The 16,377-nt window shown below is 69.8% G+C and carries 10 protein-coding genes and 1 pseudogene; 9 read left to right on the top strand and 2 right to left on the bottom strand.

Features of this window, described 5'->3' with window-relative positions:
- Window position 1: 1 nt before the first annotated feature.
- Together mycP and OFY01_RS21025 are read right to left on the bottom strand one after the other, a co-directional pair.
- Window positions 2-1,315: a type VII secretion-associated serine protease mycosin gene (gene mycP, locus OFY01_RS21020; protein ID WP_266602228.1), complete on the bottom strand. Its 1,314-nt coding sequence runs from the start codon at window positions 1,313-1,315 to the stop codon at window positions 2-4.
- A gap of 1,854 nt (window positions 1,316-3,169) precedes the next feature.
- Window positions 3,170-3,682, bottom strand: a complete 513-nt coding sequence (locus tag OFY01_RS21025) for a hypothetical protein (RefSeq protein WP_266602230.1) — start codon at window positions 3,680-3,682, stop codon at window positions 3,170-3,172.
- A gap of 508 nt (window positions 3,683-4,190) precedes the next feature.
- Here OFY01_RS21025 and OFY01_RS21030 point away from each other — a divergent pair.
- The 9 genes and pseudogenes from OFY01_RS21030 to OFY01_RS21070 all read left to right on the top strand — a co-directional run.
- A complete protein-coding gene (locus OFY01_RS21030) occupies window positions 4,191-5,846 on the top strand; it encodes an MBL fold metallo-hydrolase (protein ID WP_266602232.1) in 1,656 nt (551 codons plus the stop codon).
- Window positions 5,847-6,585: 739 nt separating this feature from the next.
- Window positions 6,586-8,691 carry a protein kinase domain-containing protein gene (locus OFY01_RS21035; RefSeq protein WP_266602234.1) on the top strand — a complete coding sequence of 702 codons (2,106 nt, stop codon included), beginning with the start codon at window positions 6,586-6,588 and terminating at the stop codon, window positions 8,689-8,691.
- A 155-nt stretch (window positions 8,692-8,846) separates the two neighbouring features.
- A complete protein-coding gene (locus OFY01_RS21040; protein ID WP_266602236.1) occupies window positions 8,847-9,593 on the top strand; it encodes a galactose oxidase early set domain-containing protein in 747 nt (248 codons plus the stop codon).
- A 345-nt stretch (window positions 9,594-9,938) separates the two neighbouring features.
- Window positions 9,939-10,247: a hypothetical protein gene (locus tag OFY01_RS21045; RefSeq protein WP_189938366.1), complete on the top strand. Its 309-nt coding sequence runs from the start codon at window positions 9,939-9,941 to the stop codon at window positions 10,245-10,247.
- A gap of 291 nt (window positions 10,248-10,538) precedes the next feature.
- Window positions 10,539-11,438: a hypothetical protein gene (locus tag OFY01_RS21050; RefSeq protein ID WP_266602240.1), complete on the top strand. Its 900-nt coding sequence runs from the start codon at window positions 10,539-10,541 to the stop codon at window positions 11,436-11,438.
- Window positions 11,428-12,792, top strand: coding sequence for a hypothetical protein (locus OFY01_RS21055; RefSeq protein ID WP_266602242.1), 1,365 nt, complete (start codon window positions 11,428-11,430; stop codon window positions 12,790-12,792). The genes OFY01_RS21050 and OFY01_RS21055 overlap by 11 nt, the downstream gene beginning before the upstream one ends.
- Window positions 12,789-14,354, top strand: coding sequence for an SCO6880 family protein (locus OFY01_RS21060; RefSeq protein ID WP_266602244.1), 1,566 nt, complete (start codon window positions 12,789-12,791; stop codon window positions 14,352-14,354). The genes OFY01_RS21055 and OFY01_RS21060 overlap by 4 nt, the downstream gene beginning before the upstream one ends.
- Before the next feature lie 45 nt (window positions 14,355-14,399).
- Complete coding sequence (locus OFY01_RS21065) at window positions 14,400-15,893, top strand: ATP-binding protein (protein ID WP_266602246.1); 1,494 nt, start codon at window positions 14,400-14,402, stop codon at window positions 15,891-15,893.
- Between the two features lie 2 nt (window positions 15,894-15,895).
- Window positions 15,896-16,377 (top strand): annotated as a pseudogene (locus OFY01_RS21070) (type VI secretion protein); the annotation flags it as partial.

A 16,377-nucleotide genomic window follows, 5' to 3' on the forward strand; every position in this document is an offset into this window, starting at 1 on the left:
ATCAGGCTCTTCCCCCGTGATCGTTGGTGTTCTGCGGCGGCCAAGGCTGGTCCGGCGAGGGCATGCGCCCCTGGTGACCTGGTTGTCCCGGCTGGTTCCAGTTCGTTGCGTATGGGTTGGGCTGGTGCTGTATCGGTGGCGGCGCCATTGGCGGTTGGGCGGGCATCGCCTCGCGGCGACGCTTCCGGTTGCGTAGGGCGAGTGTGGCGCCGCCGGCTCCAGCCATGACGAGGACGCCGGCTCCGCCGAGGATCCACGGCAACGTGCCGGAGGAGTCATCGCCGGAGCTGTTTCCTGCTGCGACCGTCGGCTCACTCGCGCTCTTCGACGGCTTCGCCGTCGCGGCGTTCGACTCGGGCGTGGAGCCGTACTTGAAGTCGGGCAAGGGGTATACGTGGGCCGGGCCCGGGTCGCCGGGGTTCGTGAGGGCGATGCGCGGGCGTACGGCGCCGTAGCCGATCTCGTCGGTGCGCTTCTTGCCGCTCTTGGGGCCGCTCGCCGTGTTCAGCATGACCCGGAGGACCTGGTTGTTCGTCCAGTTCGGGTGCTTGGACCAGATCAGGGCGGCGGAGGCGGAGGCCAGGGCTGTGGCGTCGCTGGTGCCGTGGGATTTGCAGAGACCGGTCTTGCCGGTGCACGCGGCGATCATGTCGTATCCGGGAGCGACCAGGTCGACTTGAGATCCTCGCTGGGACTCTTTTGTGACCTTGAGGTTCTCATCGATCGCACCGACACCGACTACCCCCGGCGTAGCCGCAGGATATTCGCGCTGGTTCGTCCCCGAGCCTGTGTTACCCACGGCGGCAAAGATCAACTTGTTCTTGGACAGCGCATAGGCGACGGCCTTGCTCAGTTCCGGAGAATTCCAAGTACTGCCCAACGAAATATTGATGACCTGGGCTTCCGAATCGGCCGCATATCGAATGGCCTTCGATACATAGGTCGGATAACTGTCCGGGTTGCCGTCCTTGCGCGAGTTCTCGATGAAATCCGGCACTCGAATCGGCAGGATTTTCGCCCCAGGAGCCAGACCGTACGATGCCGTGGCACTGTTCTTCTGTCCGGTCCCGGCGATGAGTACAGCCATGCCGGTGCCGTGACCGCTGTAATCGTCGTGCTCGTCCCCAGGGTGGTAGGAGTAGTTCTTACCGGCCAGCACTTGCCCACGCAGGTCAGGAAGGTCTTCCTCGACGCCGGAATCGATGACAGCAACCGTGACGCCCTTGCCGGTGCTGGTCTTCCACATCTGCTCGGCCCGCATAGCGGCGAGGTACCACTGCTGGTCGCGGACGGTTTCCGCCTGTGCAGGTGTCACAGTGACGCATGCCAGCACAGCGCCGCACAGGGTCGATGCCAGCCTCAGCCTCCGGACCCGCTTGGTAGGGCTACCCATGGTCATCCTCGTGTGTCGTCTTGCGCGTCGGGCAAAGGCGGCATCAGCGGCCGACGAACCCGTTACTTGGTGTCGTCGTTCTCCTTGTTCTTCTGCGCCTGGCGCTTCCTGCGTGGCTGTTCTGCAGAGGCGGGCCCGAACCCATTTTTGCGTGCTGCCGCCTCGGAGCCCCGAGCGGACCCACCACGCTGCCCCCGAGCCCCACCCGCGTCTACCTCCGACCCACGCACGAGGGCCTGCCCGCTTGTGGCAGACGACACCGGGCGCCCGGGCTTCGACGACTGAGGCCGTCCACCGGCCACTCCGTCGGAACGCGCAGGCATACGTTCCCCCGCCGCGCCACTTCCACGTCCCGTGGCGGGAGCGGCGGCGCGAACAGGTCCATTGCCCGGCCGCTGCCCGCTCGGGGAGCCACCTCGCGCTGTGGCAGCCTGCTCTTCTTCCTGGGAGCCTCCCACCACTGTGCCCCGAGGCAGACCAGTAGCCGGACGGCCCGTCTGCCGCGAGATCGGTCGGCCGCCGGCGATTCCGTTGGGCGGGCGCGCCGGACTCGCGCCGCCTGGCCCGCGTACCGGTGACGTGGAGCCGGTCGGCTTCCCCGTCACTCCAGGAACTCCGCGCCCCGAGGTCACCTCGCGAGACTCTGCGGGCAGCCCTGGCTTGACCTTCCCAAGAGCTTTGCCCAGCGGACCCCGGGAGCTGGAGGCGGAGGAGGCTCGGCCGACTTCTGGTTCTGACAGCGGCCCGGTGAGTTTGCCTCTGCCGCCGAACACAGGTGGCGTCGGACCGGGCCCAGCTGCCGGAAGCCCCGGCGTACCGCCGGTCATCGGAGCAAGCGCGGGCGACGCGGGTGCTGCCGGGCTTGGCGGCATAGGAGACGGGAATGTACTTGCCCTGTCCAGGGTCGTGCCCGTCCCTCCGGGGGACCCTGGGAAGACTCTCGAAGGTGTCGCCGTCGCATGTGAGGTGTGTCCGTCGCCCGCCAGCGCGGCGCCACGGGCAGCTTCACGGAGAGCGACGGCACCTGCCGCGGCTACACCCACTCCCCCCGCTGCAGCCGCTTCCCCCGTGTCGTGCGACTTGATGTCCTCCGAACCTCCGTGTGCCTGCGGCACAAACTGCTTCGGCATCTCCGGAAACACAGGCGCCTCAAGCCCCTGAATCTGCTCCCGCGAAGCCGTGTACGACTGTGCCAGCTTCGACATCAGCAGGGCCGCGTCCGCGCGGTCGCCGTCGTACTGCTTCTGGGCCGACGTGACCTGGGAGTCCGTCGGGCCGTCGGAGTGGTTGCCGACGTCCGTTGCCGCCGCGGAGTGGGCGTCGAGGATTTTGCGGGCCGAGGCGCTGGAGTTCTTGAGGATCTCCAGTTGCGGCTTGACCTCGTGGAGCGTGTCCGCCGCGTGGCCGAGCCATTTGCCCGCGCCCTCGCTGTAGTCGCCCAGGCTCAGCGTCGCCGAGGCCGTGCTGTGGACCCACTTGCGGAAGGCGTCGCCGCCCTCGCCCTCCCACTCGACGGCCTTGCTGTGCTTCTGCAGGTCGTCGCCGATGTTCTTGATCGTGGTCGAGGCGTGTTTCAGCAGCGAGCCCAGGTCGGAGACGTGTGCGCCGTCCGCCGGCTCGACCATCTTCCACAGTTCCTCCGGGTCGTGGACGGCGAACCGGTACGAGTTCACCGAGTCCCACATGCCCGCAATGAAGCCGTCGCTCATGCCCGTACCCGCCCTCGGTCTTGTCCGTCGTGCCCGGCCCTGCGGCCGTTACGCGTGGTCGCGCCCATCACAGGCCGCCCGCTTCGCCGTCCGTCGCCTTCGGCTTCGGCTTCGGGTTCGGGTCCGACCCCTGCTGGCCGTGGTTGCGGGCATTCGCTCCCAGCAGTTCGTCCGACTCCGAACGGATGCGGCGCAGGCGAGCGCGTACCTCGTCGTCCAGGTTGTCGTAACCCGTCTTCGACGCGTCCACCGTCGTCACCAGCGCCTCGATCTGGAGCGCCAGCATCTTGGAGAGGTTCTCGAGTTGCGTGTGTACGTGCGTGTACGCCGCGTGGAGGTCGTCCGCCTCCTGGAAGGCGCCCAACCGGCCGTTCGGCATCCGGCCGTTCGCGATGTGCTTCGGCGCCGCCTTCGAGCCCTCCAACTCCTTCAGCAGCCCGTCGACCCTCCGCTTGAAGGTCGTCAGGGTCTCCCCCTCGACCTTCATAGCCTGAATCGCCGAGGCCCCGACCGCACCGGCGGCCGCCGCCGCGGCGGCCGCACCAGCAGCGGCGAACGCACCGCCCCCGTCGCCCGACACCGTGTCATCCCTCCCGTGGTCCCCCGTGCAGTCAGCGCGTCACCATGAACCTCCATGAACCTCAAGGTCAGCGACTGACTACCGAAGGTGACTCCGACTGCCTCATGCGTAACACATACAACCCATCCACGGTAGCCGCCGGTTCCACCCGCGCCCTCGGCAGCCGCGAACCGACCGGGCTCGTTGGCTCGAAAACACTGGTCGGGGAGGCGCGGATGCAGCTGTTTCCTGCGTACTCAGCACCCGCGTACGCCATGCCTCGCGCTGCCGATTGGCTGATTCGCTTCGATGCCGCAAGCCGCCCACGAGGCATGTCGCCGTGCACCGGGCGACGGTTCACGCAACCGCGCCGACGAGGTCGGCTGGATGGCGGAAGCTCCCGCTCCACGGCCGGTGTGGCGCGGTGTGCGCCTGCCTGACGAGGCGTTCAGTGGAGTGCGATCCGAGGGGGCAGGGGCAGGGCCGGGTCCGCCGCGAGAAGCACGACACGAATCGAATGAGGGTGACCATGAAGAACACCGCGCGCGCAGAGTCCGGCGGGGTGTCCCGCCGCGACGTCCTGAAGGTCTCCGGAGCGACTCTGGGTGGCATGGCCGTCGGAGGCGCCACGGCCGGCACCGCGACGGCCGCCACGGCGAGGACCACGCCAGGCACCACCACGGGCGCCGCGACGGGCACCACCACGGGCACCACGACAGGCGCCGGCTCGGCGGGGACGCCCGCGCCCCCCGAAGCTCAGCACTGCGACGAGAACGGCTGCCACTACCCCGTGGACCCGCGGTCCACGCAGCGGTACAGCTATCCGGACAGACTGAAGAAGTTCACTCCGGACATGCGGGCGGATCTTCATGACGACGAGATGAGAATCACCTTCCTCGGGACCGCGTTCCCGACATCGCCAGGGCGCCGCGCCCAGCAGTTGATGAGCATCTTCGTGGAGGTCGGCCCATGGCTTCCGGACCCCGACGGAGGATTCGGGAAGGCGACGGACTCGTTCGTCTTCGACTGCGGAGCCGGGGTGATCGCGAATTACGGCGCGATGGGCATCTCACTCGGCAGGATGGACAAGATCTTCCTCACCCACCTGCACGGCGATCACATCAGTGACCTCACGCCCATCTACTGCTTCGGCCCCGCGTACGACCGCCACACGCCTCTGTACGTATGGGGACAGGGCCGTTCGGGCGTGGTGAACCCGAAGGGGAGCCCGAAGTACTACAAGGACGGCCTCAACGACTTCTGCGGGCACTTTCGCGAGGCCATGCGGTGGCACACCGAGTCGTTCAGCTTCCTGCCGACGGGCTATCCGGGGTACGACATCCCCACCCAGCAGGACTGGCAGACGCCGGTTCCCCTCCGGCCGGTCGGGGACGACGCCGCCAAGGACGGGTACGGGCTCGTCCCCGTCGAGCTGGACTGGAGGATCACCGGGCTCGACGCGGACGGGAACCCCAACTACGAGAACATCGCCTACCGCAACAACGGCGTCACGGTCACGCACTTCCCGGTGATCCATGACCGGAAGGGGTCGATGGGCTACAAGCTCGAGTGGAACGGCCTGTCCATGATCTACACCGGCGACACCAGGCCCGAGACCATCAGCGTCAAGCACGCCCACAACGGCGGTAAGGGCGTGAACGTGTTCATCCACGAGATGATCCTTCCGCCGGAACTCCTCGCGATGAAGAACATGGGTCTCACGTTCCCCGACTACTCGGTTCCCGGTTTCAAGACGCTCGTCGAGGGAGCGGCGGCGGTCGAGGCGAGCTCGCACACCCCGCAGGGAGCTTTCGGATACCTGCTGAGCCAGATCGACCCGCACCCCGACCTCTCGGTCATCGCGCACTTCCCGGTGGCCGACGACACCGTCAGGTGCGCCATGAACAGCGTGCGTAACCACTTCCCCGAGGGCCGTGGCCCGAAGTTCGGCAAGGACATCGTCTGGTCGACCGACCTCATGGTGCTGAAGGTGAAGAAGGGCGAGCACGGCAGACCTCCCAAGATCGAGCAGCTGATCGGGGATGTCTCGGACTACACGTTCGCGGCGCCAGGGAACGTGTCTTCGCCGCTCAGCAAGCCGAAATACCCGAGTCCGACGGCGCAGCTCGACACGACGAACCTGATCAGGCCCGGCGCGAACACGTACTGCGCGAACGGCTACTGACCCGACATCGGGCGGGTGACGTCGCGCAGCCGTACCCCTCGGCCTCCCGCCCGTACGGGTTCTCCTACACCCCGCCCGAGTCGCTCGCGTGAACGGTGCCGGCCCTTGTCCGACCACGGATGCCTGCGACAGGGCACCGGTCTCTCCGAGGACGCGCGCAGGCCCTCAAGTTGACGATGCCGGGCGGATCCGACGAGGAGTACGCACGCCAAGCGCCTTCGCGCGTTCTCCGAGGAGGAGAACCCTCGGCGGCCCCGGCGACCCTGGCAGCCCCAGCGGCCCCGGCGACCCCAGCGGCCCCGGCAGCCCTGACGACCCCGGCAACCCCGGCAACCCCAGCAGGCCCGGCAACCCCAGCAGGCCCGGCAACCCCAGAGGCCCCGGCGGTCAACGACCGTCGTGTCTGGCGGGACGCGACGTCAGCGAAGCCGGCCGTTGCGAACCGCTCTTCGCCGTGAACGACGACTCCTCGTCCGTCCTGCTGGACCTATCGTCGGCCTCCGACGTCACAGCCCCGCAACCAGTCCCACCATCGGCCCCGCGCCGCGGAACCGCGCGACCCTCGCCACGCGTACCCACCTTCACCAGGCGCTTCAAGGGCACCTATTCTCCATCGAGTTATCGAGGCGTACCGACTCCGACTCCCGTCGATGACCGGGCGGGCGGTAGCGGTACCCGTCCGTGTTGTACGCACGTGTACATACACGTGTGCGTATTCGACCAGGGGGAGCGCAGCACCATGAGCGGGACCGGCGAAGACGAGTCGGAGCGGCTGGGCGGGCCCGACGGTGATGACGGCATGAAGCCCCTCGCCTCCTTCGATCCGACCCACATCGGCCCCTACCAGCTGCTCGGGCGGCTCGGCGCCGGTGGCATGGGGCGGGTGTATCTCGCCCGGTCCGAGAGCGGGCGCACCGTCGCCGTGAAGGTCGTGCACGAGGAGCACGTCTCCGACGCGCAGTTCCGGGCCCGGTTCCGGCGCGAGATCACCGCCGCGCGGCGCGTGGGCGAGCGCTACACCGCGCCCGTGCTCGACGCCGACCCCGACGCCGAACCGCCGTGGATCGCCACCGGGTACGTTCCCGGGCTCTCGCTCGAACAGGTGGTACGGCAGCACGGGCCACTGCCGAACGACGCCGTGTACGGCCTCGCGGACGGTCTGCTGCGCGCGCTCAAGGACATCCACGACGCCGGGATCGTGCACCGCGACCTGAAGCCGTCGAACGTCATGCTGACCGTCGACGGCACCCGCATCATCGACTTCGGCATCGCCCGCGCGCTCGAGACGTCCGTCGAGTCCCTTCTGACCAGTACGGGCATGGTCATCGGGTCACCCGGGTTCATGTCGCCCGAGCAGATCCGCGGGGAGCGGGCCGAGGCGTCGAGCGATGTGTTCACCGTCGGGTGCGTACTGATGTACGCGGCCACGGGGAGGCTGCCGTTCGGGCACGGGGCCAGTAATCCACACGCCGTCATGTACCAGGTCACGCAGGGGGAACCGAACCTGGAGAGCCTGGAGGACGCGGGGCTGCGGGCGCTCGTGGCGCGCTGCCTCGCCAAAGAGCCGGAGCAACGGCCCACCGTCACCGACCTACTGGGCGATGGAGGGCCCGACTCGCGTAGTGGTCCCAGCGACACCGGTGGCTTCCCCGATCCCCGTGACTCCAGCGGCCCCAGCGCGCCCCGCGACCCCAGCGACCCCAGCGACCCCAGCGACCCTCGCGATCCGCCCCGCGCCCGGCCCGGCGCGGCCGCCGCCGCGAGGACCGCCGCCGCGAGGACCGCTGCCGCGAGGACCGGCGGGGCGGCGACCGGCGGCGCCTGGCTGCCCGCCGAGGTCGTCGCCCACATCGCCCAGCGCTCCGCCCGGCTCCTCGACGCCGAGGCCATCCCGCTGCGCGAGGAGCCGCGCGGCGAGACCCGTCGGCTGACGCGCGAGGCCCCCGTGAACACCGGTGGCCCCGACGCTCCCGAAGACCTGTCGACCGTCAGGCTCGGGACGACGTCCGACGCGTCGGAACCCGCCGAGGACGACGGCCGTGAGACGCAGCCCGAACTCCCCCAGGCCAAGGCTCCGCGACAGCCCAAGGAGCCCAGGCGACGGCGCCGTACCGTCATCGCCCTGCCCGTCGTCCTCGTGCTCGGCGTCGGCGGCGGCACCGCGGCCCTCCTCCCCTACGTGATGAACAACGGCCACCACGGCTCCCACGCCTCCCGGACCAGCCCGCCCAGCGCCTCCGGCATCACGCCCCTCGGCAGCGTCTCGCCGGGCGCGCCCAGTGGTTCCTCCAGCGGTTCCCCCACCAGCTCGCCCTCCAAGCGCGCCAAGAAGAAGGAAAGCGGGAAGCCCGACGGCAGCGGCGGCAGCACGACAGGCGCCGGATCCGGCCCCACAAGCTCGTCCGGGGCCCCCGGCAGCTCGGGGGGCTCCGGCGACAGCGCCGGATCCGGCACTGGCACCGGCACTGGCACTGGCACTGGCTCCGGGGGTTCGTCGAGCTCCGGAGGTTCCTCCGGCCCCGGCGGTACGTCGTCCGGCTCCAAGCCCGCCAACCTGACCGGCTACAAGGTCCAGTGGAAGAACTCCTGTGTCGGCGCGTGCGACATGCCGGTCATCGTGAGTTGGTCGCCCGTCTCCCGCGCCACCCGTTACGACATCCACTACACCAACAAAGGCAGCCAGTACACGGCGAAGAACGTCGACGAGATCCTTTCGACCGGCAGCACCAGCTACACGATCAACGGCCCGTACTCGGGCGACAAGATCTGTGTCTCCGTCCGCGCGGCCAACAAGTACGGCGCCTCGGCCTGGGCGCAGACCTGGTGCGACACGGTGCCCTACTGACGCGCCGCGGCGCCCCGACGTCACGCAGCAGGGCACCGGCGCGCCGGTGTACCGGTACCGGCGTTCCGCCCGCGACGAACACCGCGGAGATCCTGACCGTCGACACCTCGAGGGATCTCGACGAGCAGCCCGGCTGGCGCCGCACCCGCAACCCGATGAAACACCGCCGGGTCCTGTGCGACGCCACCCTCCTCGCCGACGGCACCGTGCTGGTCAGCGGCGGCGCCGAGAAGGGCTGGGGCGACAACAACCGCGGTGACGTACGGGAGTCGGAGATCTACGACCCGGCCAGGGAGGTCTTCACACCGGTGGCGTCGGCCGCCACGGACCGCAAGTACCACTCGGTGGCCCTGCTCCAGATGGACGGCTCCGTCCTGAAGGCGGGCAGCACCGGCGGATTCGGCAACGTGGGCGCGAAGCCGCCGAAGGACGTCGGCGACCCGGCGTACGCAGCGCGCTACGACAACGACTACTGGAGCGACGACAAGAAGACCCCGGACAACCTCCGGATGGTCACCCACACCGACGCCGAGGTGTACAAGCCGGCGTACATGTGGGCCGCCCGCCCGAGGATCGACAAGGCACCGCGCACGCTCACCTCGCGCAACGGCACGTTCCGGATCACCGTCGCGGGCGGGACGCTCGGCACCGGCCGCGCAAGGCCGCGGGTCGCGGTCATCCGCATGGGCGCCACCACGCACGGCAACAACACGGACCAGCGTTACGTGTGGCTGGAGACGGGTTGCCAGGAACACGCGGGCGGCGACGGCGCGAACGCGGCCTGGACGCTGGAGGTCACCCCTCCCGCCAACCCGGCCGCCGCGCCGCCCGGCGACTACATGCTCGTCGTCGTGGACGGCAACGGGACCCCGTCGGAGGCCGGCGCGCTGCGGCTTCCGTAGGGCGGGTGAGCGAGCCCCGCGTGGCGGCAGGCGGGCGGTACGGGAGCCGCGCCGGGCCCGGCGCGGTCCTGCCTGGTCCGGCGCGGTCCGCCGCCTGGTCTTGCGCGACCCTTACCGGCTCCTCATTGCCCACTGTGACCTGCCGTGATACACAGAGTGACGATACGTTTCCCGGCCGCGGCACCCCACCCCTCCCGGCGGCGCGCCGCGGCCGGGAACGTACGAACTCGGCCAAGGAATGACGCCAACTTGGCAGGCACCGGCGACATTCTGAGGAACAATGTGCCTGACCTCTGCGCTGCGGCGGGGGCGACAGAACTACCCATATGGGGCGGTGAGTTACACATGCTGCTGGCAGCCGACAAGGGCGACATCTCCACCATCATCGGCGGGATCGCCCCTGACTGGGGACCCTTCGGGAGCCTGGGCAACGAGGCACGGGTGATGATCGAGGTCGTCATGGCCGTGGCCATCCTGCTGTGCCTGGGCATCGCGATCTGGGGCGCGGCGAAACAACGTATCGGAGCGACGGCCCTGCGCGACACCTTCAGCGCGGAACAGGGCAAGGGCCTCATCATCGCCGGGCTGACCGGCGTGTTCATCATCGGCTCCCTCGGCACCCTGTTCACCATCGTGTACGGCATGGCCGTCTAGCGCGGCCGACCGGCCGGGCGACGCACGGTCCGGCCGGCCCCGGCCCCGGCGCCGGTCCCGGTCCAGCTCTCCGATCCCGATCCCGATTCCTGATCCCCGATCCCTGGTCCCCGCTCTCCGGTCCCCAGTCCCCAGACCCCGACGTTCCTGCCCGCTTCTCGCGTCCCACGACTGAGGTCCTGTGTCCCTGATGCCCACTCACCACATCACGCCCGTACGCGATTCCACCCGGCGGCTACCGTCGTACGTACGCATGCACGTCTGGTGCTGCCTTGAGGGGGCGTACGGAGCATGAGTCTCAGTGGTGGAGACAGGGACGACCACGACCTGTACGGGGACGGACACACCCGCACGCGGCTGCCGGAGCAGTCCGGATCCGGTGCGGACGGGTACGGGTTCGGGGGCGCGGGCGGACGCAGACCGGGACGTTCCCCGTCCCGGTCCCTGGTGATGATCGTCGGCGTGGTCGTCCTCCTCGTCGCGGCGATCGCACTCGCGAACCGAGGGGATACCTCAGCGGACGGCGGAGGCTCCGGGGCGGGCTCCGCCAGAGGTACTGGTGCTGGTGCTGGTACTGGCACGGGTACCGGCACCGGCACGGGTTCCGGCGCCAAGGCCGACCCGACGGCTCCGACCGGCACGAAGCCGGTGAGCGGCGGGGCCGGGTTCGCGCACGACGAGCAAGGTGCGCAGTCCGCTGCCGCGAACTACGCGGTGAAGCTCGGCGGAGACGGAATGTTCAACCCCGACCGGCGGCACGCGATCGTGGACGCCGTCTACACACCGGCTGCCGCCGCGAAGCTCAAGGGCCCCATGGACAAGGCCTACTCCCCCGAGTTCCTGAAGAAACTCGGACTCGACGCGCAGGGCAATCCGCCGCAGGGCAGCACGTTCGTGTCCCGCACCATCCCGGTCGGCACGAAGACGATCGAGTACGGCAGCGCGTCCGCGAAGGTCTCGGTCTGGTACATGGGGCTGCTCGGCATCTCCGGTACCGACTCCACCAACCCCGTCACCACGTCCTGGCAGACCTGGACGTTCAACCTGCAGTGGTCCGACGGCGACTGGAAGGTCGCCTCCGACTCCCAGAAGAACGGCCCCACCCCTGTTCCCGGCGACGAGCGCGCCTCCAGCTCCGACGCCATCAGCAAGGCCATCGAGGAGTACGGAGGGTTCACGTATGCCCGATAGCCCGAGCCGCGCGCTCAAGCTCACGGTCGTCGTCGCTGCCGTGCAGACCACAGCCGTGCTGACGGCCACGCGCGCCTTCGCGTCGCCCGATCCCAGCCCGACCGACGACGCCTGCAAGCTCATCATCGGGCGCGCCAAGCAGTACTGCGAGCGCAACGACCCGACCAGCAGCCCCAGCAAGTCCGGTGGCACGCCCACCCTCAACGACCCCACCGACCCCCTCTCCAGCCTCGCCAAGGGCTGTGCCGACGCCGCGTCCTGGACCGTCGACAAGCTCAGCGAGGCCGTGCAGAAGACGGCCGCGGTCGACTTCACCAACCACAAGTTCCTCCAGCAGTACGCCGTCGTGTTCGCGGCCTCCGCCATCCTCACGGTCCTGCTGTGGCTGCTCGCCGTCGCCAAGCGCGCCGTGCGTGGCGTGCCGCTGACCACCGCGATCACCGAGGCCGTCGGATTCCTCTGGCTGACGGTCCTGGCCTCCGCGTTCACGCCGCTGATCCTGTACACCGTCGTCTCCGCCGCCGACGGCATCTCCGACGTGCTCGCCAAAGCCACCGGCAACCAGACACCCACGTTCTTCGGGGCGTTCTCCGAGGCCCTCAAGAAGGGCGACGACATCGGCGGCGGGCCGATCATGCTGATCATCGTCTCGCTCGTGTCGATCGTCGCCGCGGGCGTGCTCTACCTGGAGCTGTACCTGCGCGCCGTCCTGCTCTACGTCGGCGCGCTCCTCGGCGTCGTCGTCTACGCCGGGCTCGTCGACAAGAACCTGTGGGGGCACGTCCGCCGCTGGGTCGGCATCATGATCGCGATCATTCTCGTGAAGCCGGTCATCGTGATCGTGCTCGGCCTCGCCGGAGCGCTGTCCACGAGTTCGGGCGGGCCCAACTCCCTGTCCGCCGTCGTCTCCGGGCTCGCCATCATCCTGCTCGCCATCTTCGCCAGCGGCATGATCTACCGCTTCGTCCCCGGCTTCGGCGACGAGATGGCCAACGTACGCAAGAACCGCCTGATGCAGGGCGCCGAGGGCAAGGCCGCCGCCGTGATCTCCTCGCCCGCCGCCCTCGTCTCGCAGGGCATCAAGACCCACAGCGCCCGCACGGACGGCGGAGGCGGAGGGGGAGGCGGCGGCGGAGTTCAAGGCGGCGGTGCCGCTGCCCGCCCGTCCAACGCCGCGTCCGGCGGCATGGCCGCGCACAGCACCCGCTCGGCCGCTCAGGGGGGCCAAGGGGGCGGCGGCGGAACTGTCCCCTCCGCCGCACCCCCGCCCCGTACCAGTCCCGCCCCCACGAACACGCCCCACGCGCGCAACACCCGCAGTAACGGCAAACCGCAAGGAGGTGCAGGGCGTTGACGACCCAGTCCCACGTGTCCCAACAGCCGGTCACGCCCCGCCGTACATATCTGATCGGCCGCGCCCGGCCGAACGCGATCGTCGGCAGGAACCGCGAGACCGGCGAGATCGCCCTGATCATCGCCGGGGCGTTCCTCGGCATGATGTGCGGCCTGCTCGTCCCGGTGTTCGCGCTGCGACTCGTCCTGCTCATGGGCTTCCCGCTGCTCGCGCTCGCCGCCGTGTACGTCCCGTACCGGCACCGCACCTTCTACAAGTGGTTCGAGATCAACCGCAGTTACAAGCGCACCCTCAAGCGCGGCGCCGCCACCTACCGCTCCCGCTCCATGGAGGCCGGTACCCGGTTCGACGGGCGTGAGGTCGAGGTCGGGCCGCCGCCCGGCATCGGCCGTACGACGTGGCTCGCCGCGCCGTTCGGGCCCGACGAGATCGCCGTACTGCTGCACACCGACCGCCGCACCGTCACCGCCGCCATCGAGATCGAGGGCCCCGGCGTCGGCCTGCGCGACTCGGAGGACCAGGAGGCGCTGGTCGACCGGTTCGGCACGCTCCTCAAGCACGTGGCCAACGGCGACGGGTTCGTCACCCGTCTCCAGATGCTCGCCCGCACCCTCCCCGCCGATCCGGACGCACACGCCAAGGACGTCTCCGTACGCGGCGACGAACGCTCACCCGCCTGGCTGCGGGAGTCGTACGACCAGCTCCAGTCCATGGTGTCGACGAGCAGCGAGCAGCACCGCGCGTACCTGGTCGCCTGCATGCACTTCACCCGTGAACTGGCCGCCGAGGCCCACGCGATGGCCCGCGCCACCCGCCCCGCGGCGGGCCGCAAGGTCGACCGGGACGCGGGGCTCGCCGTCGTCATGGCGCGCGAGCTGACCGACATCTGCTCACGGCTCCAGGAGGCCGACATCCGGGTCAGGCAGCCGCTCGGGCAGGGGCGGCTCGCCTCCCTCATCCACTCCATGTACGACCCGGACCACCCCATCGACCACATCCAGGCGATGACCCAGCGCAACGCCTGGCCCGCCGAGCTCGACGCGACGGAGCCGACGTACCTCCAGGCCAAGACCCGCGAGTCCGTCACCCGCGCCCCCTGGTGCCACGCCACCGCGTGGGTGAAGGAGTGGCCGATGACGCCCGTCGGCGTCAACTTCCTCGCGCCGCTGCTCGTCCACACCCCGGACGTCATCCGCACCGTGGCCGTCACGATGGACCTGGAGCCCACCGAGGTCGCCATCGAGCGGATGCTGACGGAGAAGACCAACGACGACGCGGAGGCGTCCCGCGCCGCCAAGATGAACCGGACCGTCGACCCGCGCGACGTCGCCGCGCACGGCCGCCTCGACCAGCGCGGCGAGGACCTGGCCAGCGGCGCGGCCGGGGTCAACCTCGTCGGCTACATCACGGTCTCGTCCCGCAGCCCCGAGGCGCTCGCCCGCGACAAGCGCACCATCCGGGCGTCGGCCGGCAAGTCGTACCTCAAGCTGGAGTGGTGCGACCGCGAGCACCACAGGGCGTTCGTCAACACGCTCCCGTTCGCCACCGGCATCCGCCGCTGACATCCGGCCGACACGATGCGAGAAGGCAGAAGGTAGGCACTGCTCATGCGGGATCCCTTGTCCCTCTTCACGGACGCCTTCACCTCCTTCCTGTTCGGGAAGGTGGAGACGACGCGCCTTCCCGTCCGCACGTCGACGGGCCAGGCCCAGGCGGTGTACCTGCCGACGGCCGCGCCCGGCCTCGGCGACTCGGGCGTCATCATCGGCCGCGAGGTCTACTCCGGGAAGGGCTACATCTACGACCCCTTCCAGCTGTACGGGCAGCAGCTCCCGGCCCCGCACTGGCTGGTCCTCGGCGAGTCCGGAAACGGCAAGTCCGCCCTGGAGAAGACGTACGTACTGCGCCAGCTCCGCTTCCGCGACCGTCAGGTCGTCGTCCTCGACGCACAGGGCGAGGACGGCGTCGGCGAGTGGAACCTCATCGCGCAGGAACTGGGCATAACTCCCATCCGGCTCGACCCGACCGCCGCCCTCGACCACGGCATCCGGCTCAACCCGCTCGACCCGTCGATCACCACGACCGGCCAGCTGGCGCTGCTCCGCACGATCATCGAGGTCGCGATGGGACACGGTCTGGACGAGCGCTCCGGCTTCGCCCTCAAGGTCGCCCACGCGTACGTCAACGAGACGGTCACCGACCGGCAGCCGGTCCTCTCCGACATCGTCGAGCAGCTGCGCCACCCCGAGGCTGCGTCGGCCGAGGCGATGAACGTCGACATAGAGGACGTACGGGCCTGGGGTCTCGACGTCGCCCTCGTCATCGACCGGCTGGTCGACGGTGACCTGCGCGGCATGTTCGACGGCCCGACGACCGTCGGCATCGACCTCGACGCGCCGCTCATCGTCTTCGACCTCTCCCACATCGACCGCAACTCGATCGCCATGCCGATCCTGATGGCGATCGTCGGCGTGTGGCTGGAGCACACCTGGATCCGCCCCGACCGCAAGAAGCGCATCTTCCTCGTCGAAGAGGCGTGGCACATCATCAACAGTCCGTTCGTGGCCCAGCTGTTCCAGCGTCTGCTGAAGTTCGGGCGGCGGCTCGGCCTGTCGTTCGTCGCGGTGGTGCACCATCTGTCCGACGTGGTGGACGGCGCGGCGGCCAAGGAGGCGGCGGCGATCCTCAAGATGGCCTCCACACGCACGATCTACGCACAGAAGGCCGACGAGGCACGGGCGACGGGGCGCGTCCTCGGTCTGCCCCGCTGGGCGGTGGAGATCATCCCGACGCTCACCCCCGGCATCGCGGTGTGGGACGTCAACGGCAACGTACAGGTCGTCAAACACCTGGTCACGGAGACGGAACGCCCGATCGTCTTCACCGACCGCGCCATGACCGAGGCATCGTCCGGGCCCGGCGGAGCCGACCACGACGCGCTGCACGCGGCGGAGCTGGAGGCGGAGGAACGCGCGGCGGCGTTCGTGGAACAACGCCTCGGCGACGCCTCCGCCCCCACATCAGCCCCTGCCACGTCCGCCTCCGCCACATCCGACGCGGCCGCGTCCGCTGCCGCCGCCTCCGAGTCCACGGTGGCCTGACGATGCGGGAGGACGAGCGCGCGTACCGGCATCCGCAGGAGCGGCGCGGCCGGGGCATCCCGGACGGCCTGCTCGTCGCGGTCCTGGGGTTCCTGCTGGGCATGACGGTCCTGGTCTGGACGGCGACCGGTCTGGCGGGCCTGTTCGCGAAGGGCGCGTGGCCCACGCATGTGACGTTCGGCCGCACGCCGATGGCCATGCGCGCCCTGATCGCCGCACCGCACGACCTGCCCGGCGCCTGGCCGGACACCCCGAAACCGGAGCTCTCGGGCTACGGCCTCTTCTGGGGCCTGTTCATCGGCCAGTTGATGGTGCTGGTGGTGCTGGCGGTGTTCGTGGCGGGGACGGTGGCCCGGTGGAGGGCGGTGCGGCGGGCGGACAGGGCGCGCGCGGCCGCGTCGGTCAGCGGCTTCGCCGCGAGGCGCGGCGACCCGCGCGACGAGCCACAGCGGACCGTCACACCGGACGGCGCCCCGGGCCACAC

It is taken from the genome of Streptomyces beihaiensis, from assembly GCF_026274175.1.
Lineage (GTDB): Bacteria > Actinomycetota > Actinomycetes > Streptomycetales > Streptomycetaceae > Streptomyces > Streptomyces beihaiensis.

Coding starts and splice junctions, on each gene's coding strand:
- OFY01_RS21055 (WP_266602242.1), top strand. CDS start 11,428: ATGCCCGATAGCCCGAGCCGCGCGCTCAAGCTCACGGTCGTCGTCGCT.
- OFY01_RS21050 (WP_266602240.1), top strand. CDS start 10,539: ATGAGTCTCAGTGGTGGAGACAGGGACGACCACGACCTGTACGGGGAC.
- OFY01_RS21045 (WP_189938366.1), top strand. CDS start 9,939: ATGCTGCTGGCAGCCGACAAGGGCGACATCTCCACCATCATCGGCGGG.
- OFY01_RS21030 (WP_266602232.1), top strand. CDS start 4,191: ATGAAGAACACCGCGCGCGCAGAGTCCGGCGGGGTGTCCCGCCGCGAC.
- OFY01_RS21065 (WP_266602246.1), top strand. CDS start 14,400: ATGCGGGATCCCTTGTCCCTCTTCACGGACGCCTTCACCTCCTTCCTG.
- OFY01_RS21040 (WP_266602236.1), top strand. CDS start 8,847: ATGAAACACCGCCGGGTCCTGTGCGACGCCACCCTCCTCGCCGACGGC.
- OFY01_RS21035 (WP_266602234.1), top strand. CDS start 6,586: ATGAGCGGGACCGGCGAAGACGAGTCGGAGCGGCTGGGCGGGCCCGAC.